Source organism: Enterovibrio nigricans DSM 22720 (genome assembly GCF_900167155.1).
GTDB classification, from domain to species: Bacteria; Pseudomonadota; Gammaproteobacteria; order Enterobacterales; family Vibrionaceae; genus Enterovibrio; species Enterovibrio nigricans.
This window is the reverse complement of sequence record NZ_FUXU01000001.1, coordinates 21,820-48,033: the sequence shown is the minus strand read 5'-3', so window position 1 is coordinate 48,033 and position 26,214 is coordinate 21,820. Positions and strand designations below refer to the sequence as shown.

The window sequence follows — 26,214 nt, the reverse complement described above, 5'->3', positions numbered from 1 at the left end:
AATAAAGAAAACCCGCCAACTGGCGGGTTTTCTTTGCCCATTATTGTCAATTTACCGTATCGACAAGGAGTTGTGGCGGGTTAATAAACCCTTGGTATGCATCAATAATTTGATTGTCGAGCAGGGATTTGCTGTCATCATCGTTAATGCCCGTGGCAATAATAGTGATGTCCATGGATTCGATTATGTTTACTAACGTTTCTGTAAACACGCGGTTTTCACTGGAATGGCCGTGATTTAGCGCCTGATCTAATTTCACATAAGCGGGTTTGATTTGAGAGATGTACTCGACGCTTTGTAAGTGCCTGCCAAAATGATCAATGCCCACTTGTGCGCCCGCTTTTCTGACTTTTTGGCTGAAATAAATGCAGGCACTGAGATTGTTTCGAGCGCTCACTTCATTGATTTTAAAAAAGAGATGCTCAGCCGGCAACTCACGCATTTTTAGCTTCTGCGATAGCCAAACAACAAAACCAGGCGTTGCCAGACTTTCGTCAGTAAGATTGAGTGCAACATGGTGTGCCAGAGGGTTTTCTTTGTGAAATAGAGCTAGCTTCTCTATCACCGCCATGTCGAACTCCACGCCTTTTTGAAACAACTGGATGTATGGCATTAGGCGACTGGCAGATTGCCATTGGTTTTCGATCATAGCCTGGGTGAATATTTCTTGATGGAAGATTGCTTCTTGCCCAAGGTGCTTAACGGATTGCCATTGCAAGCGTAAAGCGCCATTTTTTATGGTTGCTTGTAGCCTTTCTCTCCAAGTTTCGCGGTCAATAATCTGTTCTTCTGATCCGCGATTAAAGATGAAGACATCGTTTTGCGATTTCGCTCTTTGTAATGCGTTATCTGCCAGAGATAGCATTTGTGAACCCGGTAATCCGTGAGCATGAACGACACCGATATGGAAACCCGTGTTTGTATCCCAGCCAGCCATAGAGACTTCGTTGTTAAAGGTACTGATAACAGTGTGGAGAGCTTGACGTGACTGCTCTTCGCTGGTTTCAGGCAGCAGTATAGCAACTTCGTTGTCGTTGATTCGCGCAATACTGCTATTGGGCGTTGAACTGAATGCGGTCATCAATGACGTCGCGAGTAAACGCCACGTCTCATCTCTTGCCACATAGCCGTATCGCCTATATGTGCTTTCTAACCAAGGCAAACCAACCAGATAAACGGCACCTGGAGCGTCGTTTTCTTCACTCATCCAACTGTTAAGCTGGTGGTTGAAGTATTGACGGTTTGGTAGCCCTGATACTGAGTCGTACATCATGCTGGTGTGTAGCGTTTTAAGTTCTTTATTCAAAGACTTAATGAGGCGCTGGACATTGCTTGCCAGCAAATTAATCGCGTCATCCAGCGATTTGATTCCTGATTTTTTCCGTGCATTCAGCGAGGCAAAGTCTTGTTGAGACAGATCCATGATTGTATTTTTTGCTTTTCGAATTGCACGTCGGTGTTTCTCTATGGCAACGGTAAATATCAACAAAAACAATACGATCGTGGTGCCGATAAGAGTCATGCCTACTACAACCATGCGTGCAGCTTGTGCATTGGCACGTTCTGGCGATAGCGAAATGGTGATGGTGGCAATGGTTGCCCCCTGATGCGTTAGCGCCTGCTCTTTGTTTACGGCAGAGACTGATGCAATGTGAGTGAGCCAGCTTTTCTCATGCGTTGATGCTGTATTGGCCCATACAACTTTTTCTGACGTAATCGAGTCAGTCAGAGTGACTTCAGATTCCTCATTAGAAACGAGAGCTTGCACAATGGTGCCGATTGATTCTGTGTCGTAATAACTAATGAACTTTGGCAAGGTCTTCTGGTATTGAGAAAGCAAAGTGTCTGCGCGTTGCTCAAGTTGGCTTTGTTGGAGACTGATGCTCCAAAACGTCAACACAGTCAGCGATGATGCCATAATGAGAATCGCAATCAGGAAAACCGATAGCAGCGAAAATCGTTTCGTTGTCATAAATTGGCTCTTGGTCGCGTGATAGAGAAGGCCAGCCTGTCCGCTGGCCCTGTTGGTCTTAGTGTGTCGATGTGAAGATGGTCCAGCGCATGTCGGTTGTACTATAACTGCCAGATAAGGTTGCCATTACGCGACGGTTCGTTTCGTGTGCCTCATCGGTATCTTCATAAGTCAGAGGTTCTGTGTCGCCATAGCCAATGGCTTCAACACGCTCTGCGGGAACGTCGAAGTCGTGCACGAGTGCATCTGCGACCGCTTGAGCGCGATCTTTAGAGAGCATCAAGTTGTGTCCGGCGTTACCTGTTTTGCTGGCGTGGCCTTCGATGATCACAGTCGCACCGTCTTGATCATCTAAGAATGCCGCAAGTTGTTCGAGACTTGAGTAGTGACGAGGGAGTAACTCAGATGAGTTATTGGGGAACTTAACGTCAATACGGAAGCTTTGTTTAACCGTTTTGGCATTTGGGCATCCGTCGTTATCAACCGATGCACCTAAAATCGTATCGTCACACATTTCACGGGCCTCGATGACGCCATCGTAATCAAGATCTCTTAAATCATGCACCTGAGATGACGTAGCTTGCATAGTATATACTTCTTGCGATGCACAACCGGCAAGTAACAGCGCAGCAATGAATGTCATAAATGTTTTCATGGATGAACACCTCCCTGGTAATTCTCTTCTCCAAGCCATACGTCAGGCGTGCTAACTCGTAGTGAGGCGAGTAGCTGTCCGGTTGCATTGAAAATTCTGTATTGAGCGATCAGATCGTCATATTCGGCGGTCAAGTATTCTCGGCGTGCTTGAAACAGCTCATTTTCAGCATCAAGGACATCAAGCAAAGTGCGTTGACCCAGTTTGAATTGATCCTCATATGCATTGCGGGTTTCAAAGGACGCTTCGACGTGCTGACGTAAATAGTAAATTTGCTGACTTAAGAACTCTCTCGCATTCCATGCGAGTGTGGTGCCTTCAACGACATCACGATAGGCTTCTTGCTGGATCGCTTTTGATTCATTGAAGCTATAGGCTGCCTCACGTTCTCTTGCATTGTCTGCACCGCCAGAGAATATGTTGTAGCTTACCCTGACCATCGCCAGCACTTCGTTATTCTCACCACCAACATTGATGGTGCTAGACGGTGTTGTCCCATCGGCTCCATCGAGATTGTCGTCCCAGCTCGCTGTTAAATCGAACGTTACTTGTGGGTAGTAGTTGCCTTTTGATGCGTCCCTTTGTGCCCCTGCGGCGCTGATGTCATTTTGTGCGGCGCGTAGAGTCGGGTGATTCGCCGTTGCTCTCTCTAACGCTTCGTTTAGTGACAGCGGGATGAAGTCGGTATCTGGTACAGGAATACGCACATCGCCGGGCAGCACATTCACCAGCTTCTTAAAGGTAACTTCGGTATCGGAAAGGTTATTTTGCGCGGAAATAAGGTTGGAATGCGCACGCGCCAAACGGCCTGTCACTTGAGACAGATCTGCAGTAGAGCCTAAACCAGAATCGGTTTTCGTTTTTACTGCGTCATAAATGGTTTGGTGGCTGTCTAAGTTCCGTTGGGACAGTTCTACTACTTGTTCGGCACGCATGTATTCTAAATACGCGCGCGTCACTTCCAGTGCGATATCTTCTGCTGTTGAAAACAGTATCCATTGCTCTGCACTGGCTTCAAATTCGGTGCGTTCAACATCTTTGGTAGTTTGAAAGCCGTTGAATAGCACTTGCTGTAATGTGATGCCTATTTCACGGCGAGTAAGTTCTGCTTCACTATCTCCAGAGATGAGTCCATCTCGTCTTGTTGAAATGCTATCCGTCCATTCGCGACCCATTCCTGCATCGAAGTCGATGGTGGGGTAAAACGCAGATGACGCCTGTTCAACTAACTCTTCACGGACTTTAAACCGATTGAATGCCTGCTTGATTTCTGGATGTGAATCGAGAGCTTGAGCAACAGCTTGTTCAATAGATTGCGCTGAAGATGTGATAGGCAATAAAGCACTTGTGATTGCTAAAGCAATAGCTGGCTTTTTGATAAGTTGGCCTACACCCTTTCTCATTATTATCTCCTTGATTTAACGCTCTCTAAGCGCCGACTCCCTTGCGCGGAGTATGGGGTTTAAAAGGTATTCTAAAACTGTTCGTTTACCTGTGATGATATCGACTGAGGTCAGCATGCCAGGAATAATTGGGAGCTCACTGCCGTCTTTTTTCGCGAGGCTGGATTGGTCTGTGCGAATTCTTACTAAATAAAAGCTGTTTCCTTCCTCATCTTGCGTTGTGTCAGCACTTATATGCTCCAGCGTGCCATTGAGTCCGCCATAACGTGTAAAGTCGTATGCAGTGACTTTGACGACTGAGGGCAAGCCTGAGTGCAAAAACGCAATATCTTTTGGGGCGATTTTCGCTTCGATGAGCAGCTGATCCTCAGCAGGAACAATTTCAATTAGATCGACGCCAGGCTGAACAACACCGCCAAGCGTATTGATATGAATGGTTTTAATCGTGCCCGTCACCGGTGCTGTGATCACAGCTTTATCGACTTTGTCCTGTGCGCCTACCTGAGCTTGATTCAAGCGTGATAGACGGGTATTTAGCTCGTTCATCTTGGCACGCGTTTCATTGCTAAATGCCAGCACGGCTTCCCGGCGTTTTAGAATAGCTTCGTCGACAGTGGCTTTAATTTTGGGCTGCATAAGGCGAAGAGAATTGAGCTCGCCTTTTACATCGTTCACTTGGCGTTCTAGCTTGAGCAGATCGATTTCTGAAACAATGCCCTTTTTTTGCCAAGGGGACCGTGATCTTGAGTTCCCGTTTAATGAGCCCGTAACTGTCAGACAACGTGCGGATTTTTGAATCTATTTCTTGGCTTTCTTGCTGTTTTTGAAGAATTTGACGAGCCAAAATCTCTAGCTTGTTTTTCAGATCGAGCAGTCTGCCTTGGTATTCCTGTTTTTGTCTGGCGATGAGTTCGGGTTCAGCGGCTTCAAGCGTAGCGGGGAACGTCAGGGGTTGAATGGTTATCTGAATTTGCTTTTGCCACGTCGGTGCTGCCGGGACTAATTCGATACTGTCGAGTTCAGTCTGCATGCGAATGGTATTCGCAGTCAGGCTTGATACTTCTTCTTCTTGTTGGGCAAATTCGGAACGAAATCGTGTGTCGTCGATGCGTGCAAGAGGCTCTCCTTGCTTCACCAGTTGCCCTTCTTGCACGTACATAGCTTGCAATATACCGCCGTCTAAGCTTTGGATTAGCTGTATTTGAGAGGAGGGAATGACCTTGCCTTCGCCACGTGTTACGCGATCGAGAGAGGCAACGCTAGACCATGCAATCATCGCTGCGAAGAATGCAAAAACCCCCCATATGACAATACGGTATTTAACTGGGGCATCGGTGAGCATCGCGCCATAGACATCATCTGTCATCTCGATGTCATGGTGTTTGAAAGCGTTAGTCATTAGGTGCACCTGCATTGTTCCCATTCAGGCGTTCCAAAACAGAGTCCGTAGGCCCGTCCATCACGATGCGACCTTTGTCCATTACGATGATGCGATCGACGAGTTGCAGCAGTGCCATTTTGTGAGTGATCATGACCAAAGTACGGTCTTTGGCAGCAAATTTCATCGCGTGGATAAACTGATTTTCAGCATGAGCATCCAGGCTCGCGGAAGGCTCGTCCATGATAAGAAGTGGCGGGTCATTTAACAGTGCTCTTGCTAAAGCAACCGACTGTCGCTGACCGCGAGATAAGGCTTCACCGCGCTCTCCGACCTGTTTATCCAATCCTTCACTATCATGAGATGTAAATATCCCTACACCTGACAACTGCGTGGCACGGATTAACTGGTGCTCTGTCACCTGTCCCGTTCTTGCCCAAAATGGCGATTTTTTCTCCCGCCTTAATGGTGAAGCTGGTGGCGTGAAGCGTTGGTTTTTCGGTTTCTTGATATTTAAAGCCAATGTTGTCGGCGTAAATGTCGCCTTTCAGACGCTTGCGGCTAATTAGGTGCCCTTTGTCGGCAAATTCATCTTCCTGCTCCATCATCGCATTCAGCTGGCGCATGCCTGACTGGGTTTGATTCCAACGGCTCATTAAACCTGCGAGTTGCGCCATTGGTGAGACAGTTCGGCTCGATAGCATGACCGCAGCAATGATACCTCCCATGGATATCGCTGCATCGGCGACGCGATAAACGCCCAATATAACAACGGCGACGGCTGTGATCTGCACAATGAAAGACGCAAAGTAGGAGACGCTATTTGTGATCTGTTTTACTTTCAGATTCCAATTGGCTGTGTGTGCAGTCATTTGCTGCCAGCTCTTTTGCACGATTCCTTCCGCAACGTTGGCTTTAATACCTTCAAGTGCAGACAGGCTTTCAATCAAGTGTCCGTGCTTTTCGCTGGCGTATTTATTGGATTCTTCAATTGCAGCTTTCAGCTTTGGCTGAACCATCAAGGCGTAGCCCAGAATAAGAATGCTAGCCACAACAGGCACGACAGCTAAATCCCCAGCCACCAAATAAATGATAAACACGAACAGTGCTGCGAAAGGTAAATCAACGAAGGTTGTGATGGTGGCCGATGTCAGCATGTCGCGAATACCGTCAAACTCCCCAAGCTGCTTTGCCATCCCGCCCACACTTTTCGCGCGTTTCTCTAACGGTATCCCCATGAGCCTAGCGAACAGGCGAGAGGACACGATGATGTCGATTTTTTTCCCGGCTACATCAATAAGATAAGAACGCATTTTTTTCATAAGAAAATCAAAACAAAATGCGATAAAAGCCCCTGATGCGAGTACCCATAAAGACTCAAATGCTAGGTTCGGCACGACTTTGTCATAGACATTCATGACAAAAAGCGGAGAGACAATGGCGAAAAGGTTGATAAGAATCGACGCTATTAACACATCGCGATAAATAGGAGAGGCGTCTTTGACTGTTTGCCAAAACCAATGAATTTTGTTGTCGTGAAGGTGTAAGTCTACACTGTTGTCACCACGATATTGGCGTTTCACGAGGAATGCGTAGCCGACGTACATGGCTTCTAATTCAGCCAGTGAGATTTCTTGTTCACCGCCACTTTCGGGTGTTTGGATGAGAGCGGAGCCCTCTTTTATATTGAGCTCCCGTAAGATACAAGCCTGTTTGTCTTTGAGTAAAAGAATGCAGGGCAGTAAAAGCTTTGGGAGCGCTTTGAGCTGGCGGCGTGAAATTTTTGCCGTCAGTCCTGCTCGTGCTGCAGCTTGTGGAAATAGATCAGGCGTGAGTAAAGCCTCACTCATCGGCAGGCCAGCGGTCAACGCGTCGCCAGAGCAGGGCGAACCATAATGTTCGGTCATCAAAACCAAACAATCTAACAGTGGGTCTTCAACCGCTTGCGTAGACGCAGAAATGCGCCATTGCTGCGGCTTGCGCTCGGCAATCGCTGCTTCAGTCACCTAGTTCCCTCTAAATACTGTCCCAAAAATGGCGTGACATAATGTCACGCCATAAACGTGTGGTTTAGTCCACATTCAAATCGACTATCTCAACAGTAAAAGTTTCGCTCGGGCCATGAGCTGTATCTTTTATTACCAGTTGTTTTTCTTCGTTGTTTATTAGTGTGTTGATTACTATGCCATTGTCACTGTTAGCATTTCCATGAAGCCCTTCAAGAATTATGGTTTGGTCTATATCAAATTGTTCGTTTCCAAGCCCATCTTGAATTACGTCTATGTTGAGTGTCACTGTGACATCATTTCCCTGACCTTCAACACTTGCTACTTGTATCTGTACAGCATCAGTAACGAGATCGCTCAGGTTTAGCCAATCCTGCTCAGGGTCTCCACCATTTGCCTTGTTATCAAAATCAACAATGGTGTCAGTAAAGGGGGATGAAGTATCTAAGTCTTCAAAGTTCCAAACGAATTCGTCTGAACCGCCATCTCCACGCATCAGATCGTTACCAGCACCGCCGATGACGGTATCGTCACCAGAGCCCCCCCGAATGAAGTCATCCTCGGTGCCGCCGTCGAGCGTATCTTGGCCTGAACCGCCGGAAATTAGGTCGCTGCCAGATTGGCCATATATTGTGTCATCGCCTTGGCCTCCATTTCCGTAATCTAGCCAGTTCTGACCTGTGTTTTTTAGGTAACCATCTTCTACAAAGTCATTCGGTGAGTCGTTCCAAAACTGGTCTGCAAGTTCTCCAGTGACGAAGCTTTCGGCTAGATCAACGTTAGTGGCAGCATTGTCCCCTGAGTCTCCAAGCAAAATAGTGTCGTCACCACGGCCAGTTTCAACATGGTCATTATTGCCACCGCTGTCCACATAATCACTGGTGTTTACTAGATCGACAACTTCATTGCCCCATGCGTCTGTAATATTTCCAAACTCATTGTTTATTATGCCTATGTCAATCGGAGCATCATCTGAGTGAATGTATTTTTCACCATTGATAATCACCCAATTTTTATGTCCGATTTCTCTATCTTCGGGACTACTAATTGAAATGTTGTGTTGATTGGAGAAATCTTTGAACAGATACGTATCATTGCCGTTGCCGGACTCAAATTTATTGTCATAAGTTGGCTCTGGCTTAACTGGCGTTTCTTCTTTACCAATAATATCGATATGAACCGTTGCTGTATCAGTATCCCCTTTCACATCTTCGATTGTGTAATCAAAGGTGAAGTAGTCATTATCGCCTTCACCTAATTCATCACGGGTAGTGGCAGTGAAGCTAAACTCACCAGTTTCTTTAATAGTCAGGACCCCTTCATCAAAGACAACAGAGGCCACACCTCCGACAAAGGAAATAGGCTCGCCATTTATTTCGGCAATGCTGAACATATGGTTTTCAGGATCTATGTCGTTGCTATACAGAGAGCCTTGGATCGTCGTTGTGGAATCTAACGTGTCGCCTTCGACAACTTGGTAAACGCCAGTGCTATGGACGGTGATTTCTGTGATGACGAAATCCGAAGAGTCGCCATTTGTTCGGTCACCATCGCCTTGTCTTGCGGCGGCTTCAAGAACCACGCGGTCAAAAGCAACATCTGACGTGATATTGATGATACCTGCATGGCCAGAATCAAATGAGAATGTCGCCTCACCGACCAGTTCATCACCGCTGTAGATAAGGTACTTACCAACTTCACCACCATTCTCAGAAGCAAAGAGCCTTGAAATACCGACATCCATACTGTGTGTCGGATTTACTAGGTCTATCTGAAGTGCTTCAGAAATATCGAGCTTATGATTATGTTCAACTTGGTATGTCGCGCCTTTATCATCTGGACGAGCAGAATCGGCGACGCCAATTCCTCTACTGTGAATGTGTACTGAATCTTCAGTGATTAACTCTCCCTCAGTAACACGGATGCCGTTTTCAAGCTTCAACGCCTTGACGGTAAAGTATCCATTGCCGTCGAGATTCTGCCAGCCGTCAGCGCTGCTGGTGGTGAATAGGGTGGATAGCCCATCATCGCTCGCATTTACCTCATTGACGTAAATGTGGATGTTGGCAGTGTTTGATGAGTTTGCACCATCTGTCGCTTGATACTCTATTTGTACTGCGCCATTGAAACCTGCGTCAGGAATAAACTTGATGTGGGTGAGTTTGCTTCCTTCATATACAGGCTCGAAAGTGCCCGCGTCAGGGTTGTTGAGCTTAAGGCTATCAATCAGAATACTGAGCGTACCTCCGTCGGGATCGTTATCATTGCCGAGTATTTCTGATACTGGAATGTTGACGCCTTCTGACTGGTCGTTGTTAATCCAGTATGGTTGGGGGCCATCGACTTTTATGTTGTCAATGTAACCACCTCGATTGTTTTCCATACCATTGTTTGAAAACGATAAGTCGACCGCTGCGGAGCTATCTGCAATGGTTGTTGCTGTGACTGAATACCAACCATTAGCAGCAGGTCCTTCGATTCCAAACTTGTCGTTCCCAGTGGGTTCGGGGAGGAGAGTTACAACGCCATTTTCTACAACAATGTCATAGGTTTTGTCGCCAAACGTAAACGTAATGTCACTATCATCAATGTTCGATGGACGAGGTTTGAAGTCAAAAGTGAGTTCGTAGGGCTGACCAGATATAACGCCATCGCCCTCATCAAGGGTACGGCTGATAGTCACGGAGGTGTTGCCATTGTTTGTAGATGTTTTATGGCTATCTAACTCTGCATGACTATTGCCTTCCGACGCTGTGCTGCCACCGACTTTACCCGTTTGAATTTCAAGACCGTTAGTGATAATCCAGTCATTGTATTCGTCTGCGACTAGCCACTTGTTTTTAGCAAAAGAGACATCGTCAGCATTTGCAGGTAACTCGAAAGACTCAAAGAAAATGAGGTCTGTATTTTTTTCGTCGTAGTCGTCGAAAGCGACAGGCGGATTGTCGTTGTCGATAACCTCGTTGCTAACTGTTCCATCAACCGTGACGTGTTCGTACGTGTTAGTGATGTCACCGGTGACATCGCCGAGGCTGACCGTGACACTTTCATTGCCTTCTGCGAAGTGGTCATCGACGGCCGAGACCTCAAAAATTTGGCCCAGGGCTACGGTCTGGTTATAGATACCTTGGGTGGTGACGTCGGTATTGTTGCTGCCCGCACTGTCGTCACTTTCGGTGAGGGTAACCATGACCTGACCGTTGTCTTGGTCGTGCAGTGTCACTGAGCCGTCGTCGTTGAACGTGGCCAGGATGTTGCCGTCCGCATCGACAGGCAGCGCCATGTATTGCAGGGTATCGCTGTCCGCGTCGCCTTCTGTCAGGCTGCCGTCCGTCGCCGGAACGATGTTGCCCTCGTTGTCGACCATAAACAGCTTGATGGTGACGCCATCCCCGTCTTTCTCATCGATGATGAGAGCATGATCTGCCGCGTTGCCGGCTTGGGGTTTGCCGTCGACCATTTGGGCTTCAACGACGTTTTCAAAGCTGTCTTGCTGGATGCCCGTGACACCGGCGACGACGCTTTCGTGGCGCTCGCTCAGGTTGTCATCTTTCACCGGTATCGTAATGACGTTGGACTCACTTTGCCCGCCGTCGATGGTCACCGACGAGGGGAACGTAAAGCCGTCATCAAAGTCAGCCGCACTGGCATGGCCGAGCCACTTGAGGTTCACGGTGACGCTGTCGTTTTCAGGGACATCAACGGGGTCGCCATTTTTATCGACCAGTTTGACGGTGAAGAAGATTTCAGCGTCGTCGGATTCTGTCACGTCGTCAGACGCTTCAATGATAACGAACACCGTGTCTTCTGTGCCGTAGTTGCCGTCACCTTCATCATTGATAGTGGTCGTGACATCTTCCTGACTATTTTTGACGCTCTCGTAAGTGCCTTCCAGGTCGGAAATTTGCTGGTCTGTTAGGTTGGCACTGACAGTGAAGGTCTCGCTGTTATCGCTGAACTGATCGTCTAAAGCTTTGGCGTTGAATTCTGTATTGAGGGCAACCGTGATGGTTTTACCGCTCATGTCGAAGTCTATAGAGCTGTCGATATTTACCAATGTGCTGAAGGAAACATCGACTTCACTAGTGTCGTCTTCGTTGATGATTCTGCCATCTTTATCAACCAGCACGGCTTTGTAAGTTGCTAGTTTGGCGTCGTTGGTCTCACTGATGCTGTTGGCATCAACTAACTGGCCATCTACCACAGCAAAGACTTTGACGAAGACGGTGTCTGTGTCATCCACCACGGTATTGGTGATCGTACCCTCAAAGGCCACGTCTTCGAAGGTGTTATCCGAAACGCCATCAATGGTGACAGACAGCGACTGATCGTCTTGTTGAAGCAAGTCATCTGCACGGACATCGACATCAACCGAGCCGGAGAGTTCGCCAGCCTTGATGGTGACGGTTTGATTGTTGCTCAGGGTGACCGTGATGTCTTCGTTAGCTGCGTTATCTAGTGTCACCGTATAGGTGAGGGTGCCACCTTCAGTGATATCTTCACCTTGCGTGGTAGAGCTTAACGTGAACGTGGTGGTGTCAGAATCATCAGTAATCGTATTCTCAACAGTTCCGAGAATCTCAGTATCGCTGTAGTCATTTTCGGAAACGCCCACGATTGAAACAGAAATGTCCTCGTTACCTTGAGTGAAAATGTCATCTTCTCTCGGTTCATCGGTTACGGCGCCTGATGTTGAGCCCACTCCAATGAAAACAGTCAAACCATTACTTAAGGTCACGGTGAGATCTTCACTAGCGGGACGATCAAGAGTCACGGTGTAAGTGACAGAGCTTCCTTCTGTGAGGGTTTCACCATCAGTATCAGAAGATAATGTGAAGGTGATATTTTCACTGCTATCGCTTCCACTGCCCGTCCCATCACTTTGCGCACTCACAAATACCGTTGGCGCTAAGCCTGGGGACGAATCTTGTTGCGTTTCATTGTTTACCGTAAAGTTTCGGCTGGATCCTCGTGTCTGGTAGCCAGCATCAGAAATGGTTTCATTGCCGCTACGATCAACGGCATTAGGCTCTTGTGTACCGGAACTGCTCACCGATGGGCCGCCAGCCGCTGTAGATTCAAGAACGGCTGTGGGGTCGACCCCTTCTTCAATCAAAGATTGGATCGCTGCAATTTCTTGCTCTAACGAAAACTCTTCGCTTGATGCTTCTTCTATCGGATCTTGATTACTGTCTTCGCCTACTGCAAACAGGCTGCCATCTTCTAACGTTAGCAGTGCACTTGCACCTGCAGGTACGAAGATTTCAGTGCCTGGCAATATATCCATGAGCTCTTCCAGGGTAATAACTTCCCCATTAACCTGAAAGTGCACATTGCCATTTACTGAAACTACTTTTGCTGCCTGTTGGGTAGTAATCGAATCCATGAAACATATCCTGCAGAAGAGAGTTTTAATTTAATAAATGTTTCGTAATAGAAACACATGCTTCGTGGATTTTACGGTATGGATGATAGATTGTTAATTATTAGTGTTATAAATATTCAGAAATGGTGAAGCGAGTAGGAAAACGCCTTGTTTTATTAGGGTTAAATTGCGGACAAAACAACCAGTTGTTTGTGAGAATTATTACTAGCGTAATTGTAAGAAAAGGTGAGTACGAAGTTAGTCATTGTTATTCGATGGATAAATCGAGTGTGCGGTGAGATTTTTGGGGAGCGTAAAACGTAACGATAGAAAACAAATTGGTTTTAATCTTGGCCCAGAGAGATTTCTATACAGTCGTTGAGTATCGGCCCAAGATCGTACAAAATACCCGCCGATTTGAATCAATGTTCGGTAGGCCCTATCTATTGGGGTAAATTCCTGCCGCTTAACCGGAAAGCTCAAGCAATGACAAACTCTCCATTCCAGCTGGAAGTCGGCAAACGCCGTACGTTTGCGATTATCTCGCACCCAGATGCCGGTAAAACGACGATCACAGAAAAAGTGCTTTTGTTCGGAAACGCACTCCAAAAAGCCGGTACGGTAAAAGGTCGTGGCTCTAACCAGCACGCGAAATCTGACTGGATGGAAATGGAAAAAGAACGTGGCATCTCTGTGACCACGTCTGTGATGCAGTTTCCTTACAATGATTGCTTGGTAAACCTGCTGGATACACCGGGACACGAAGACTTCTCGGAAGATACTTACCGTACCCTGACGGCGGTCGATTCCTGCTTAATGGTCATCGATGCCGCGAAAGGTGTTGAAGATCGTACGCGCAAGCTGATGGAAGTTACTCGCCTTCGTGACACTCCCATTGTGACTTTCATGAACAAACTTGACCGTGACATCCGTGATCCAATGGAGTTAATGGACGAAGTTGAAAATGAGCTGAAGATTGCGTGCGCACCTGTTTCTTGGCCGATTGGCTGTGGTAAAGAGTTTAAGGGTGTGTACCACATTCACCGTGATGAAACGATCCTGTACCAAACAGGCCAAGGCCATACGATTCAAGAGAAACGCATTATTAAGGGATTGGATAATCCAGAACTTGATGCAGCCATCGGCGACGATTTGGCAACACAACTGCGAGATGAGCTTGAGTTGGTAATTGGTGCATCGCACGAGTTTGATCAAGACCTTTTCTTAAAGGGTGAGCTAACACCTGTATTTTTTGGTACAGCATTGGGTAACTTCGGTGTAGACCACATACTCGATGGATTGACTGATTGGGCTCCTGCACCTCTCTCTCGTCAAGCTCACGAACGTGCAGTAGAAGCAAGCGAAGAAAAATTCACAGGTTTCGTGTTCAAGATACAGGCAAACATGGATCCGAAGCACCGCGACCGTATTGCATTCATGCGCATCGTATCGGGTAAATACTCCCAAGGTATGAAAATGAAGCATGTGCGCACGGGCAAAATGGTCTCAATTTCTGATGCCGTAACGTTTATGGCCGGTGACCGTTCGCGTGCAGCAGAAGCGTTTGCGGGTGACATCATTGGTCTTCACAACCACGGTACCATTCAAATTGGTGATACCTTCACCCAAAATGAAGATTTGAAGTTTTCAGGTATTCCAAACTTCGCACCAGAATTGTTCCGTCGTATTCGTCTGCGTGACCCTCTGAAGCAAAAACAATTGTTGAAAGGTTTGGTTCAATTGTCAGAAGAAGGTGCGGTGCAGGTCTTCCGACCAATGATCTCGAACGATCTGATTGTTGGGGCTGTTGGTGTACTTCAGTTTGACGTGGTTGTTGCGCGTTTGAAATCGGAATACAACGTTGAAGCGATTTATGAGCCAGTAAACGTTGCAACGGCTCGCTGGGTTGAATGTGGTGATGGGAAGAAGTTGGATGAATTCCAGCGTAAGAACCAGTCAAACCTTGCTCTAGACGGTGGCGACAACCTGACATACATCGCGCCAACCATGGTGAACCTAAGTTTGACACAAGAACGTCATCCTGATGTTAGCTTCCGTGCAACACGCGAGCACTAAGCCTTAGCTTTATTTAATTTGTTAAAAAGCCGTCACCCAGTGGCGGCTTTTTTGTATCCTTTGGTCAGGGTTAAGTGGGAATGCATAGATGATAGACACACACTGCCATTTTGATTTTGAGCCATTTTCTGTTGGCACGGATGTTTGGGCTCAACGCACGTTAAGTGCAGGCGTAAAGCATATTATTGTGCCCGCGGTTTCAAAGGAAAATTGGTCACGTGTTGAAAGCCTTGCTTCGACGTACGCGTTTGTCTCTTTCGCTGTGGGGTTGCATCCGGTCTGGTTGGGCGATCATAACGAAGATGATCTTGCGACACTGGATGCATACCTTGCTACCAAACCGGTTCATTGTGTGGCGGTAGGTGAGTGCGGATTAGATTTTGCCATTCAAGATGCACAGCCGGAAAAACAGATAGCACTGCTAAAAGCGCAACTGTCCCTTGCAGTGAAATAGCAGCTTCCTGTCATATTACATTGCCGCAAAGCCCACAATGAATTGCTACAAGTCCTCAAACTGTTCCCAGAGATAAAAGGTGTTTTGCATGCGTTTACTGGCAGTGAACAGCAAGGGTTAGACTATATAAAGAGAGGACTATTGTTAGGTGTTGGCGGAACGATTACATACGAAAGAGCAAACAAGACGAGATTGTCACTTTCTAAGCTTCCTTTGTCCGCTCTTGTTCTTGAAACAGATGCGCCAGATATGCCCATATTTGGGTATCAGGGGGAAGCGAATTTGCCTGAAAGGTTACCTCTGATTGCAAAGGCTCTGTCAGACATTCGAAGTGAAGATATTGGTGCAATTATTCGGACAACATCACAAAATGCGGTCAAATGTTTTGCATTAAATTGTTAGATGACATCGTTTGCCTAATCGTTTGCGGGAGACTTACGTCACAAAAATGGATCTAGATCACCTTTCTGAGTGAGTTGCACCGAAATTTTCACTCAAAGCGTGACTCAAGCATTCCTATGATGGTGCGGACATGAGTATAATCGCCGCCGGACTAACACTCCCAATTTGTCGAGACGCCAAGACTTTTTTTAGGAATCCCTTTATGAGCCTGATCATGAGCATTGTAGGGATGGTTGTACTGCTGGGTATTGCAGTACTGCTATCTGACAACCGCAAAGCTATCAACCTGCGTACCGTAGGTGGTGCATTTGCTATCCAGTTTATTCTGGGTGGTTTCATTCTTTTCGTTCCAGCTGGCCAAGTCATCCTGAATGGCATGTCAGACGCTGTACAGAACGTGATTAACTACGGTAAAGACGGTATCGGCTTCCTGTTTGGTAGCCTAGTGAACTTCTCTGTGGATGGCATTGGTTTTATCTTTGCACTCCAAGTTCTGCCTACTGTTGTGTTCTTCTCTGCATTGATCAGTGTTCTTTACTACCTGGGCATCATGCAGTTCGTTATTAAAATTCTGGGTGGCGCATTGCGCAAAGTACTGGGTACTTCTCACGCAGAATCAATGTCAGCGACTGCTAACATTTTCGTAGGTCAAACTGAAGCGCCTTTGGTTGTTCGTCCTTACGTACCAAAAATGACCCAATCAGAACTGTTCGCAGTAATGTGTGGTGGTCTAGCTTCTGTAGCCGGTGGTGTACTGGCAGGTTATGCAGCAATGGGTGTTCCATTGTCTTACCTGATTGCAGCATCGTTCATGGCAGCACCTGGTGGTCTGTTGTTTGCGAAAATCATCAAGCCTGAGACCGAAGAGCCAATCGAGCAATTCGGTGCAGACTCTGACGAAGAAGAAGACAAGCCTGCAAACGTTATCGATGCAGCTGCTGGCGGCGCATCTTCAGGCATGATGCTAGCTCTGAACATCGGTGCGATGCTATTGGCATTCATCGGTCTTATTGCGCTGATCAACGGTGTATTGAGCGGTATTGGTGGTTGGTTTGGTATCGACGGTCTGACGCTTGAGTGGATCTTAGGTCAATTGTTCCGTCCGCTTGCATTCCTGATTGGTGTTCCTTGGAACGAAGCTGAAATCGCAGGTTCATTCATTGGTCAGAAGCTAGTTGTAAACGAATTCGTTGCATACTTGAACTTCACCCCAATGATTCCAGACTTGTCTGCTAAGACAGTAGCAATCATCTCGTTCGCACTGTGTGGTTTTGCTAACCTTTCATCTATCGCAATTTTGCTGGGTGGTTTGGGTAGCATCGCGCCAACACGTCGTCATGACATCGCTCGCTTTGGTATGAAAGCCGTAGCCGCGGGTACACTGTCTAACCTGATGAGTGCAACCATTGCTGGCTTCTTCCTGACTCTGGCTGCAATGTAAGCCTCAGTAAGAATCAAAAAAAACCGCCTCTTTAAGAGGCGGTTTTTTTGTGCGTAAAGATACGCGGACAGTCACATGAGCGCATTAAGCAGCAATAAGACACACAATGTGTTTGTAGCCGGATACAGTGGTGTAATATCAAAGCGCATAGACATGCCGTGCTTGTGGGAACTTCAATGTATCCCTCGAAAGTAGCAACAGAGTGTTTTTCAACAGAAACAGGTAACACCTAGTGCTTGTGGAAGAACATTGATAAAATTGGTGAGCGCTGTCAAAGATTCGGAAGTGGTATTTCATATATTTTCACTACTGTTTTGCAGTGACAGCGGAAACAGTGAAACTTTTCTGCTCAAGCTAACCACCAAATGAGTGCAGTAGCTTGGGTAACACTCTCGGTTCAGCCGCAGAGTGTGCGGCAACACGGAATGTTGATTGGCAACGCCGAAAGCACAAGCCAAACTTCAAGGAGCCAAGTCCGCTCATCAGGTTGTGAGTACATACTGACTCGTACCGCAATTTGTTACTTGGTTTTGAGTATTTAGACTGGAGAAAGTCATGAGCGATCTAAAAGCAGCAGCCCTGCGTGCCCTTCAACTGATGGATTTGACCACACTGAACGATGACGACACAGATGCGAAAGTGATCGAACTGTGTAAGAACGCGAAATCGCCAGTAGGCAACACTGCTGCTATCTGCATCTATCCGCGCTTTATCCCTGTAGCGAAGAAGCAACTTCGCGAGCAAGGTACACCTGAAATTAAAATCGCAACCGTGACTAACTTCCCGCACGGTAACGATGACATCGACATCGCTGTGGCAGAAACCAAAGCAGCGGTTGCATATGGTGCCGACGAGGTTGATGTGGTTTTCCCATACCGCACGCTGATTGCGGGTGACGAGAAAACTGGCTTTGAACTGGTAAAACAAGTGAAAGCAGCGTGTGGTGATATCACGTTGAAAGTGATCATCGAAACCGGTGAACTGAAAGATGCTGCATTGATCAAACGTGCTTCTGAAATTTCAATCGAAGCGGGTGCAGACTTTATCAAAACCTCTACGGGTAAAGTGCCAGTTAACGCGACCCCAGAATCAGCGGAAATCATGCTGACTGTGATCAAAGACATGGGTGTTGCTGAAAAAGTAGGCTTCAAACCCGCTGGCGGCGTACGTACTGCTCAAGATGCGGCAGAGTACCTGGCAATGGCTGATCGTATTCTGGGTGGTGATTGGGCGGACAACGCACACTATCGTTTCGGTGCGTCAAGTCTGCTGGCAAGCTTGCTTCACACACTGGGTGAAGGTGAAAAAGCAGTGGAAGGCGGCTACTAAGCCTTTCTTTGGGGGAATGTGTGCATTCCCCAATTTAGCGGATTCACTTGGTTGCGAGGTCGCATTATGTACCTTCCTCAGGAAATCATCAGAAAGAAACGCGATAACGTTGCGCTGACGTCTGACGAAATTAATTTCTTTATCCAAGGCATTGCGAAAGAGACTGTCTCAGAAGGACAGATCGCTGCATTTGCCATGGCTGTGTACTTCCATGATATGACAATGGATGAGCGTGTCGCACTGACCTGTGCAATGCGTGATTCTGGTATGGTTATTGATTGGTCATACATGAATTTTGATGGCCCGATTGTCGACAAACACAGTACCGGTGGTGTGGGCGACGTAACGTCTCTAATGCTTGGCCCAATGGTGGCAGCATGCGGTGGTTATGTCCCTATGATCTCTGGTCGTGGACTGGGTCATACTGGCGGTACGCTGGATAAACTGGAAGCGATTCCGGGCTATAACATCACACCAACCAACGACGTGTTCGGTAAAGTGACGAAAGATGCAGGTGTGGCGATTATCGGCCAGACTGGCGATTTAGCACCCGCTGATAAGCGTGTTTACGCGACACGCGACGTGACAGCAACGGTTGACAATATCTCTCTGATAACTGCATCTATTCTTTCCAAGAAACTGGCCGCTGGTCTAGACTCGCTGGTCATGGATGTAAAAGTGGGTTCCGGCGCATTCATGCCAACCTACGAGCAGTCAGAAGAGTTGGCAAAGTCCATCGTTGCAGTGGCGAATGGCGCGGGTACCCGCACCAGTTCATTGCTGACCGATATGAATCAGGTTTTAGCGTCAAGCGCAGGTAATGCGTTGGAAGTGAAAGAAGCCGTTCAGTTCCTGACCGGTGAATATCGAAACCCTCGCCTTTACAATGTCACCATGGCATTGTGTGCCGAAATGCTGTTGATCAGCGGGTTAGCGAAAGACAAAGCGGAAGCAATGAACAAATTGCAGGCCGTGCTGGATAACGGTAAGGCTGCAGAGTGCTTTGGCAAAATGGTGGCTGGCCTTGGTGGCCCCCTCGATTTTGTCGAGAACTACAGCAAATATTTGGCAACAGCGAATGTAGTTAAACCTGTGTTTGCACAGACTTCAGGCTTTGTATCCGCAATGGATACCCGTGCCATTGGCATGGCAGTCGTAGGTCTGGGCGGTGGTCGCCGCGTTGCAAGCGATACAATTGATTATTCAGTGGGCTTCAGTGATGTCATCCGTTTAGGTATGCAAGCTGATAGCACCACGCCGCTGGCGGTTGTTCATGCTAAGGATGAAGCAGAATGGCAACAAGCTGCGGAGCAACTTCACGCCGCGATGCGCATTACTGATGATGCGCCAGAAGCGACGCCAGAAGTTTACCGCCAGATCGGCCCACAAGACGTCTAAAGGAGGCGATCATGAAACGCGCGATTATTTTGGTTCTGGATTCTTTCGGAATTGGTGCAACAGAAGATGCTCACGTATTTGGTGATGTGGGTGCAAACACCCTAGGCTCGATTGCGAAAACGTGTGCAGCAGGTAATGCGAATAACGACGACCGTCAAGGCCCACTGACACTGCCAAATTTGAGCGCAATGGGTCTGGCTAAAGCGTGTGAAGAGTCTTCAGGTTATTTCCCTGAAGGTTTGGACGCAAATGCGGACATCGTTGCAGCATACGGTCACGCTGCTGAGCTTTCTTCCGGTAAAGACACACCGTCGGGTCACTGGGAAATTGCAGGTGTACCTGTACTGTTTGATTGGGGTTACTTCACCGACAAACAAAACAGCTTCCCGAAAGAGCTGACTGACCGCATTCTGGCGCGTGCAGGTATCCCTGATTATTTGGGTAACTGTCACGCATCAGGCACCGAGATCCTCGATGATCTGGGTGAAGAGCATATGAAAACGGGCTTGCCAATTTTCTATACCTCAGCGGATTCTGTATTCCAAATCGCGTGTCATGAAGAAACCTTCGGTCTAGACCGCTTGCTTGAGCTGTGCCAAATAGCACGTGAAGAGCTGGAAGGCTACAACATCGGCCGTGTTATCGCGCGTCCATTTGTGGGTGCAGGTAAAGGCAGCTTTGAGCGAACGGGTAATCGTCGTGACCTGTCTGTTGAGCCACCTTCAGCAACCGTGCTGCAAAAATTGGTTGAAGAAAAAGGCGGCGATGTTATTTCAATCGGTAAGATTGCAGACATCTACGCTAACTGCGGTATCACTAAAAAAGTGAAAGCGACCGGTTTGGCTGCATTGTTTGATGCGACCAAAGACATGATGAAAGAAGCGGGTGATAACAGCATCGTATTCACCAACTTTGTTGATTTCGACTCACATTACGGTCACCGCCGTAACGTTGCAGGTTATGCAGCTGCGCTGGAATATTTTGACAAGCGCTTGCCTGAGATCACAGAGATGATGGGCGAAGACGATATCCTTATCCTGACTGCAGATCACGGCTGTGATCCAACGTGGGAAGGATCTGATCACACGCGTGAACACATTCCTGTGTTGGTGTTTGGTAAGAAAGTACCGGCAGGCTCATTGGGCCGTCGTGAGACTTTTGCTGACATCGGCCAGACACTGGCGAAGTACTTCGGTACGTCAGACATGGAATTCGGAAAATCTTTCCTGTAATTCCAAAGGAAATTCCGGCCATCGTCAGGTGATGATGGCCCGATTAGCGTCGGGTTAACTCCGAATTTTGATCAAAAGGAAATAAAAAATGGCAACTCCACATATCAATGCCGAAATGGGTGATTTTGCAGACGCAGTTCTGATGCCTGGCGATCCGCTGCGCGCGAAATACATTGCAGAAACTTTCCTGGATGACGTGAAACAAGTTTGTGACGTTCGCAACATGTTCGGTTACACCGGTACGTACAAAGGCCGTAAGATTTCTGTTATGGGCCACGGTATGGGTATCCCATCATGCTCAATCTACACCACTGAGCTGATCAAAGACTTCGGCGTGAAGAAAATCATCCGCGTAGGTAGCTGTGGTGCAGTGCGTGAAGACGTAAAACTGCGTGAAGTTATCATCGGTGTTGGCGCATCTACTGATGCGAAAATCAACCGTACCCGTTTCAACGGCCATGACTTTGCAGCAATCGCTGACTTCGACATGACCCGTAACGCTGTTGACGCCGCGAAAGCAAAAGGCATCAACGTACGTGTAGGTAACATCTTCTCGGCAGACCTTTTCTACTCTCCAGAGCCAGAGTTCTTCGACACAATGGCGAAGTACGGCATCCTGGGTGTTGAGATGGAAGCTGCGGGTATCTACGGCGTTGCCGCTGAGTTCGGTGCTAAAGCACTGACTATCTGTACTGTGTCTGACCACATCAAGACTGGCGAACAAACGACGTCTGAAGAGCGTCAAACCACGTTCAATGAAATGATTGAAATTGCACTGGAATCTGTACTGCTGGGCGACGCTGAAGAAGCATAAGTAATAGTAAGTACTGAACAGTAAAAAGGATGGCTTAGGCCATCCTTTTTTGTCTCTGCGATATCGCTTTCGCTTAATCGTTATTCTTCAACAAAAATGTTGATCGCCATATGTCTTTCCGGTTTGCAAACGTAAAGATCAATAATGCCCCGGTGACTAACGCAACCAGTATCATGGCACGAACCAAGTTAATGCTTTGCTCAAGGCGATTTGAGGCTGCTTTGATGACATTGGCGTGTTCAAGCGTTATGCGAACAAACCCGGTAATGTGTCCATCATGCGCGATAGGTTCGACAAGCTGTTGTCGGCCAATGCTGGCGACAGCCAACGGTGTATTGAGCCCTGTCAATTGCTCTAAAGGCATCGCACCTACCGAGGTAGCCAGAACGTTGCCACGAACATCATAAACTGCCGCATCCAGAATCAGTGGTTCTTCTTGCAGGTTTGAAACCAGCAGTTGAAGCGTTTCGACATCATCACCAGAAATAGCAGTATAAGCAGAGGCTGCGGCCTGACGTAAAATCACACGAGATAGAGATTCTGTCTGATCATAGAGCATCTTGTAGTTACGATGGTTTAGCTGATTACTGTACATAAACAGCATCATGACGGTACCGAAACAGGCAAAAATGACAATAAATTGCCAGAGTCGTTTTAGACGTTTTTTATTTATTTGTAGCATATGCTGTCCAAGCTAAAGGTTGCTCGAAAGGAGCCGCGCAGTCATTCAGCGATAATCCAGTTTGATGTTCATGCAGAAAAAAAGCAAGAAAGCCCTAACGTTATCCTCATATCACCGGAATTTCTTTGGCGCAAAGGCGAGTGAATAGTCAGTACTGCGACATGTCACAGTCTTTGGTATAGTAACGTCAGATTTTGATAAGGACTTCATGCAATGGATGCAGTATCGCTTTATTCAATAAAAAAGCACACAAAACTCTATAACCGTTTCCCTTCACTTCGAGCGTTTCGTACGTCAGACTGCCGACAAGCTGGCTGGCTGGTATACGGCACTCACTTGAGCGCCGCCTTTCTTGATGATTTCGCCTTTCTGACCGGGGAGTATTCAGCTCCGATAACGGGATGGACTGTGGGCCCGTATGATGTACTTCTTATGCGCGGAGAGTTGACGCCTGAAATCATCGCCCTTTGTGACGCATGGGCGTTTGACTGTGCGCTGCTTGATAATATCCCGAACCTCAACGAACCCGGGCTTGCTGTCTTTGATATGGACTCCACTGCGATTCAAATTGAATGCATTGATGAAATCGCAAAGCTTGCGGGGGTTGGGGAGAAAGTCTCTGATATTACAGAACGCGCGATGCGTGGCGAACTGGACTTCGAAGCTAGTTTGCGTGAGCGTGTTGGAACCCTTAAAGGGACGGATGTGTCTGTGTTAGAACAGGTGAGAGACACTATCCCATATATGCCTGGCATGAAACGCTTAACGGCAACCTTGCAGTCGCGAGGTTGGAAAGTGGCTATTGCTTCCGGCGGCTTCACTTGGTTCTCAGACAAGCTGAGGCAGGATCTATCATTGGCCTTTGCAGAATCCAATCAGCTGGTGATTGAAAATGGGAAGCTCACGGGTGAAGTGGCAGGCACTATTGTTGATGCACAGCGTAAAGCGGATATTTTGCGCGATCTGGCGGAAAGTTATGACCTGACACCTGCACATACCCTTGCTGTTGGAGATGGTGCTAACGACTTGGCCATGATGTCGGCGGCGGGTTTAGGCATTGCGTATCACGCCAAGCCAAAAGTTCAGGCCTTAGCGCAGGTATCGGTGAAACATGCCGATTTGGGTGGCGTAGCGTGCGTTTTGTCTGTGTCACTGTTACCGCAACGTTTGAGTTGGTAAACCCGAGTTTTAAAATGAAAAAGAGCCACGTTGTTGCGTGGCTCTTTTGTTTAAGTGGTTTCTATCACATTGACAGAAAGAGAATTAATTCACTTCCAGTCTGAGTAATACTTCATCTGTGATGTCGCTCATCTCACCGTAAACGGCAAGATCTGCAAACTCCATTTCAAGCTGTCGTGCGCGTTGCGTTGAAAGTGCAACGAGTGGCTCTAAGGTTTCGGGCGAGAGCCATTGGCCACCATCCTCAATCGGTTGTAACCAATTCCGTATGGCATAAAATTTACCGCGTTTTTTTGCCTGACTGATAAAAAACTTCCTCTCTTCCGGCGTAGAGAAGCTTTCAAATGCACGGGCTTTGATGCCTGAAATGACGTTATTTTCGAACTGTACCGCAATATACACTTCATGCTTAATTTGAGGCTGTCGATTACGCTGTCGAGTTACCGCAGAGGCATATTTCATCAGGTTGTTACCTAACACGGGTGCCAATGACATCCGTCCTTGGGCGGCTTGGCTCTCTAACAAGCGATTAAGATCTCTACCTGGATAGTTGGTGCCAATGGCGGCCAAATGAAGCGTTTCACCCCGTAACATCAAAAAGTAAGGAATGGTAGAAAGCCGCGTTAACAGCATTTGGTGCATGGCATGCACCAACGGCGCATCGGGCAATACTTCGTAATCGACAGTCAGCTTGTGGCGGTTATGGTCAATCAGTCGCTTCAGATAGTTACTTCTGTTTTCACTGTACCTGTCTTTCACCAACGACAATTGTATGGTGGTGCGATCAGCACTTATTCGGACAACTTTGTAGGGCGCGTTGGTCAAGGGGGCGTTCGGATCCACGCGTTTAAGGTCGGTAAACGTTACCGAGACTTCCTGATCTTTGTTGCCTTTAAATGGGCGATTCAGCACAACGTTCAATCCATTGGGAGAAAAGTCGATGGTCTCGCCTTGGATTTCGCCAGATAAGTGATGGATCAGCGTTGTACTCGTGCGATGTTGAAAGCGTTCTTCCTTCCGCTGAGGGGTTAACTGGGAGGGTACCGCTTCAATGCGTAAAATGGGATCGCGAGTGTGGACGAACTGATTCAGCGTTTTCGATGGCAACTTAGGTTTGCTTGGCAAACGAAAATCCGTGTTTACATGGGATTGCGTGAGATCCTGGATAGTGGCGATGTGGGTCAACTCATCAATTTGGCTGATGTACGCCGGAGAGACCTCCTGAAGGCGTTCTGCATCTTCAACACTGATGGTTGCAACCGTTACACGAAGTACGCGCCAAGATGCTCTGGAGCTTCCTACATGCCAAAAAAGATGGCGTTGTTCAGGTGTCAATTCTGTTGGGCAAGCGGAAAAGAAAAAGGTTTTTCCTGCATGCTCGTGACTGAAGCAATAGATCAGTGTTTCACTGCTTGTGACGCCTTTTAGTGCAAGGTGTTGGAGACGCTTGGCTGAGAACAGACGGTCAATAACAGGCTGATTTCGTTCATCGTGCCAGTAATCCCAAAGTCCTCGATTGTGCTCAGTGATCAAACCATATTTTAAGGATTCATCGCTAAAGAAAAGTTGCAACGACGGGGTTTGCTCAAGAAATATTTGTTCGAAGCAGCGCGCGCGTGTCGTCAGAAATTTATCGGCATTTTCTTGGCGTGCCTTCACGCTGCTTTGTGACAGCTTGATGGTAATGGCTTCTTTAACGATGTCAGTACTTGTTACCAGCCTCAACCGGATACGTTGGAAATTGTCACGAACAAGGTTCAGCTCTTTGCCGACAATGCGGTATTTCAGGCCACTGAACAACTCGGGTAGCTGGCATTCATCACCCAATTGCGGGAAGTAGACAATGATGCTTGAGCCAATGTCATACACAAACGAAGACGGCAGCTTTACCTGCATACCGGAGTTGGACAAATCGACGGTTGACCCATTAACTTCCGTGCCATTAGGCAAAAACACCTGAATGCGAGAAGACAACTGAATGCGGTTTTCTGAGCGCGAAAGGTAATGACCAAATTTGATGGGCGGCGCTTCGACCGTTTCATCAGAGAAATTTTCATAGATCTCTCCCGTCTTTTGGATGGTTCTGTGGCTGTTGGGTGTATTGTGAAGTTCTTCCCACAGCCCCTGCGTCAATTGGCCTTGGTAAATGTTTAAACGTCGGTGGTAAAGGTTGATGGCAACATCATCCAGCCAGTGACTTTGGTCATTTAACGTGTATTGACGGCATGTTCCCATTACTTTGCCTCGAAGATCGATGGCTTTAGGGGATGGCGTCATAAGTCGACGCACTTCCATCTTCAGAAGCAGGCGTTCTGGATTGGAAAGCGGTTGGGTGAGTTTTTGCAGCAATTCATCGAACCCCTCTTTTTCGTATAGAGGCAGCAGTTGATCGAAGAGTGCCTGATCGTGGTCCTTCATCATTATAAAA

General features: G+C 47.4%; 13 protein-coding genes and 3 pseudogenes. 8 read left to right on the top strand and 8 right to left on the bottom strand.

Annotated features, from left to right (window positions below; genetic code table 11):
- Positions 1-46 precede the first annotated feature (46 nt).
- The 6 genes and pseudogenes from B5D35_RS00180 to B5D35_RS00155 form a co-directional block, all read right to left on the bottom strand.
- Complete coding sequence (locus B5D35_RS00180; RefSeq protein WP_078750619.1) at positions 47-1,972, bottom strand: EAL domain-containing protein; 1,926 nt, start codon at positions 1,970-1,972, stop codon at positions 47-49.
- A 58-nt stretch (positions 1,973-2,030) separates the two neighbouring features.
- Positions 2,031-2,627: an OmpA family protein gene (locus tag B5D35_RS00175; protein WP_078750618.1), complete on the bottom strand. Its 597-nt coding sequence runs from the start codon at positions 2,625-2,627 to the stop codon at positions 2,031-2,033.
- On the bottom strand, positions 2,624-4,030 hold the full coding sequence (locus B5D35_RS00170; RefSeq protein WP_078750617.1) for a TolC family outer membrane protein: 1,407 nt from the start codon (positions 4,028-4,030) through the stop codon (positions 2,624-2,626). Before B5D35_RS00170 ends, B5D35_RS00175 begins: the two co-directional genes overlap by 4 nt.
- Positions 4,031-4,045: 15 nt before the next feature.
- Positions 4,046-5,429, bottom strand: a pseudogene (locus B5D35_RS00165) (HlyD family type I secretion periplasmic adaptor subunit).
- A pseudogene (locus B5D35_RS00160) lies at positions 5,422-7,414 on the bottom strand (ABC transporter transmembrane domain-containing protein). The pseudogenes B5D35_RS00165 and B5D35_RS00160 overlap by 8 nt, the downstream one beginning before the upstream one ends.
- A gap of 64 nt (positions 7,415-7,478) precedes the next feature.
- Entirely contained in the window at positions 7,479-12,800 is a 5,322-nt protein-coding gene (locus tag B5D35_RS00155) for an immunoglobulin-like domain-containing protein (RefSeq protein ID WP_078750616.1), read from the bottom strand.
- Between the two features lie 465 nt (positions 12,801-13,265).
- On the opposite strand from B5D35_RS00155, the gene prfC reads away from it, so the two are divergent.
- From prfC to deoD, 7 genes and pseudogenes are all read left to right on the top strand, one after another.
- Complete coding sequence (prfC, locus tag B5D35_RS00150) at positions 13,266-14,855, top strand: peptide chain release factor 3 (RefSeq protein ID WP_078750615.1); 1,590 nt, start codon at positions 13,266-13,268, stop codon at positions 14,853-14,855.
- An 88-nt stretch (positions 14,856-14,943) separates the two neighbouring features.
- Positions 14,944-15,711: pseudogene (locus B5D35_RS00145) on the top strand (TatD family hydrolase).
- Between the two features lie 202 nt (positions 15,712-15,913).
- Positions 15,914-17,152: a NupC/NupG family nucleoside CNT transporter gene (locus B5D35_RS00140; RefSeq protein ID WP_078750614.1), complete on the top strand. Its 1,239-nt coding sequence runs from the start codon at positions 15,914-15,916 to the stop codon at positions 17,150-17,152.
- 555 nt (positions 17,153-17,707) lie between these two features.
- Positions 17,708-18,481 carry a deoxyribose-phosphate aldolase gene (gene deoC / locus B5D35_RS00135; protein ID WP_078750613.1) on the top strand — a complete coding sequence of 258 codons (774 nt, stop codon included), beginning with the start codon at positions 17,708-17,710 and terminating at the stop codon, positions 18,479-18,481.
- Between the two features lie 66 nt (positions 18,482-18,547).
- Positions 18,548-19,879 carry a thymidine phosphorylase gene (deoA, locus tag B5D35_RS00130; protein ID WP_078750612.1) on the top strand — a complete coding sequence of 444 codons (1,332 nt, stop codon included), beginning with the start codon at positions 18,548-18,550 and terminating at the stop codon, positions 19,877-19,879.
- An 11-nt stretch (positions 19,880-19,890) separates the two neighbouring features.
- Positions 19,891-21,111, top strand: a complete 1,221-nt coding sequence (locus B5D35_RS00125; protein WP_078750611.1) for a phosphopentomutase — start codon at positions 19,891-19,893, stop codon at positions 21,109-21,111.
- 88 nt (positions 21,112-21,199) lie between these two features.
- Positions 21,200-21,925 carry a purine-nucleoside phosphorylase gene (gene deoD, locus B5D35_RS00120; RefSeq protein WP_078750610.1) on the top strand — a complete coding sequence of 242 codons (726 nt, stop codon included), beginning with the start codon at positions 21,200-21,202 and terminating at the stop codon, positions 21,923-21,925.
- Between the two features lie 73 nt (positions 21,926-21,998).
- On the opposite strand, the gene B5D35_RS00115 is transcribed toward deoD, so the two are convergent.
- Entirely contained in the window at positions 21,999-22,607 is a 609-nt protein-coding gene (locus B5D35_RS00115) for a YtjB family periplasmic protein (RefSeq protein ID WP_078750609.1), read from the bottom strand.
- A 213-nt stretch (positions 22,608-22,820) separates the two neighbouring features.
- Here B5D35_RS00115 and serB point away from each other — a divergent pair, with 213 nt between their 5' ends.
- A complete protein-coding gene (gene serB, locus B5D35_RS00110) occupies positions 22,821-23,786 on the top strand; it encodes a phosphoserine phosphatase (protein WP_078750608.1) in 966 nt (321 codons plus the stop codon).
- A gap of 84 nt (positions 23,787-23,870) precedes the next feature.
- On the opposite strand, the gene B5D35_RS00105 is transcribed toward serB, so the two are convergent.
- Positions 23,871-26,207, bottom strand: coding sequence for a PilZ domain-containing protein (locus B5D35_RS00105; protein ID WP_078750607.1), 2,337 nt, complete (start codon positions 26,205-26,207; stop codon positions 23,871-23,873).
- Positions 26,208-26,214: the final 7 nt, after the last annotated feature.

Coding starts and splice junctions, on each gene's coding strand:
- deoA (WP_078750612.1), top strand. CDS start 18,548: ATGTACCTTCCTCAGGAAATCATCAGAAAGAAACGCGATAACGTTGCG.
- B5D35_RS00180 (WP_078750619.1), bottom strand. CDS start 1,972: ATGACAACGAAACGATTTTCGCTGCTATCGGTTTTCCTGATTGCGATT.
- prfC (WP_078750615.1), top strand. CDS start 13,266: ATGACAAACTCTCCATTCCAGCTGGAAGTCGGCAAACGCCGTACGTTT.
- deoD (WP_078750610.1), top strand. CDS start 21,200: ATGGCAACTCCACATATCAATGCCGAAATGGGTGATTTTGCAGACGCA.
- B5D35_RS00155 (WP_078750616.1), bottom strand. CDS start 12,800: ATGGATTCGATTACTACCCAACAGGCAGCAAAAGTAGTTTCAGTAAAT.
- B5D35_RS00115 (WP_078750609.1), bottom strand. CDS start 22,607: ATGCTACAAATAAATAAAAAACGTCTAAAACGACTCTGGCAATTTATT.
- B5D35_RS00140 (WP_078750614.1), top strand. CDS start 15,914: ATGAGCCTGATCATGAGCATTGTAGGGATGGTTGTACTGCTGGGTATT.
- deoC (WP_078750613.1), top strand. CDS start 17,708: ATGAGCGATCTAAAAGCAGCAGCCCTGCGTGCCCTTCAACTGATGGAT.
- B5D35_RS00175 (WP_078750618.1), bottom strand. CDS start 2,627: ATGAAAACATTTATGACATTCATTGCTGCGCTGTTACTTGCCGGTTGT.
- B5D35_RS00125 (WP_078750611.1), top strand. CDS start 19,891: ATGAAACGCGCGATTATTTTGGTTCTGGATTCTTTCGGAATTGGTGCA.
- B5D35_RS00105 (WP_078750607.1), bottom strand. CDS start 26,207: ATGATGAAGGACCACGATCAGGCACTCTTCGATCAACTGCTGCCTCTA.
- serB (WP_078750608.1), top strand. CDS start 22,821: ATGGATGCAGTATCGCTTTATTCAATAAAAAAGCACACAAAACTCTAT.
- B5D35_RS00170 (WP_078750617.1), bottom strand. CDS start 4,030: ATGAGAAAGGGTGTAGGCCAACTTATCAAAAAGCCAGCTATTGCTTTA.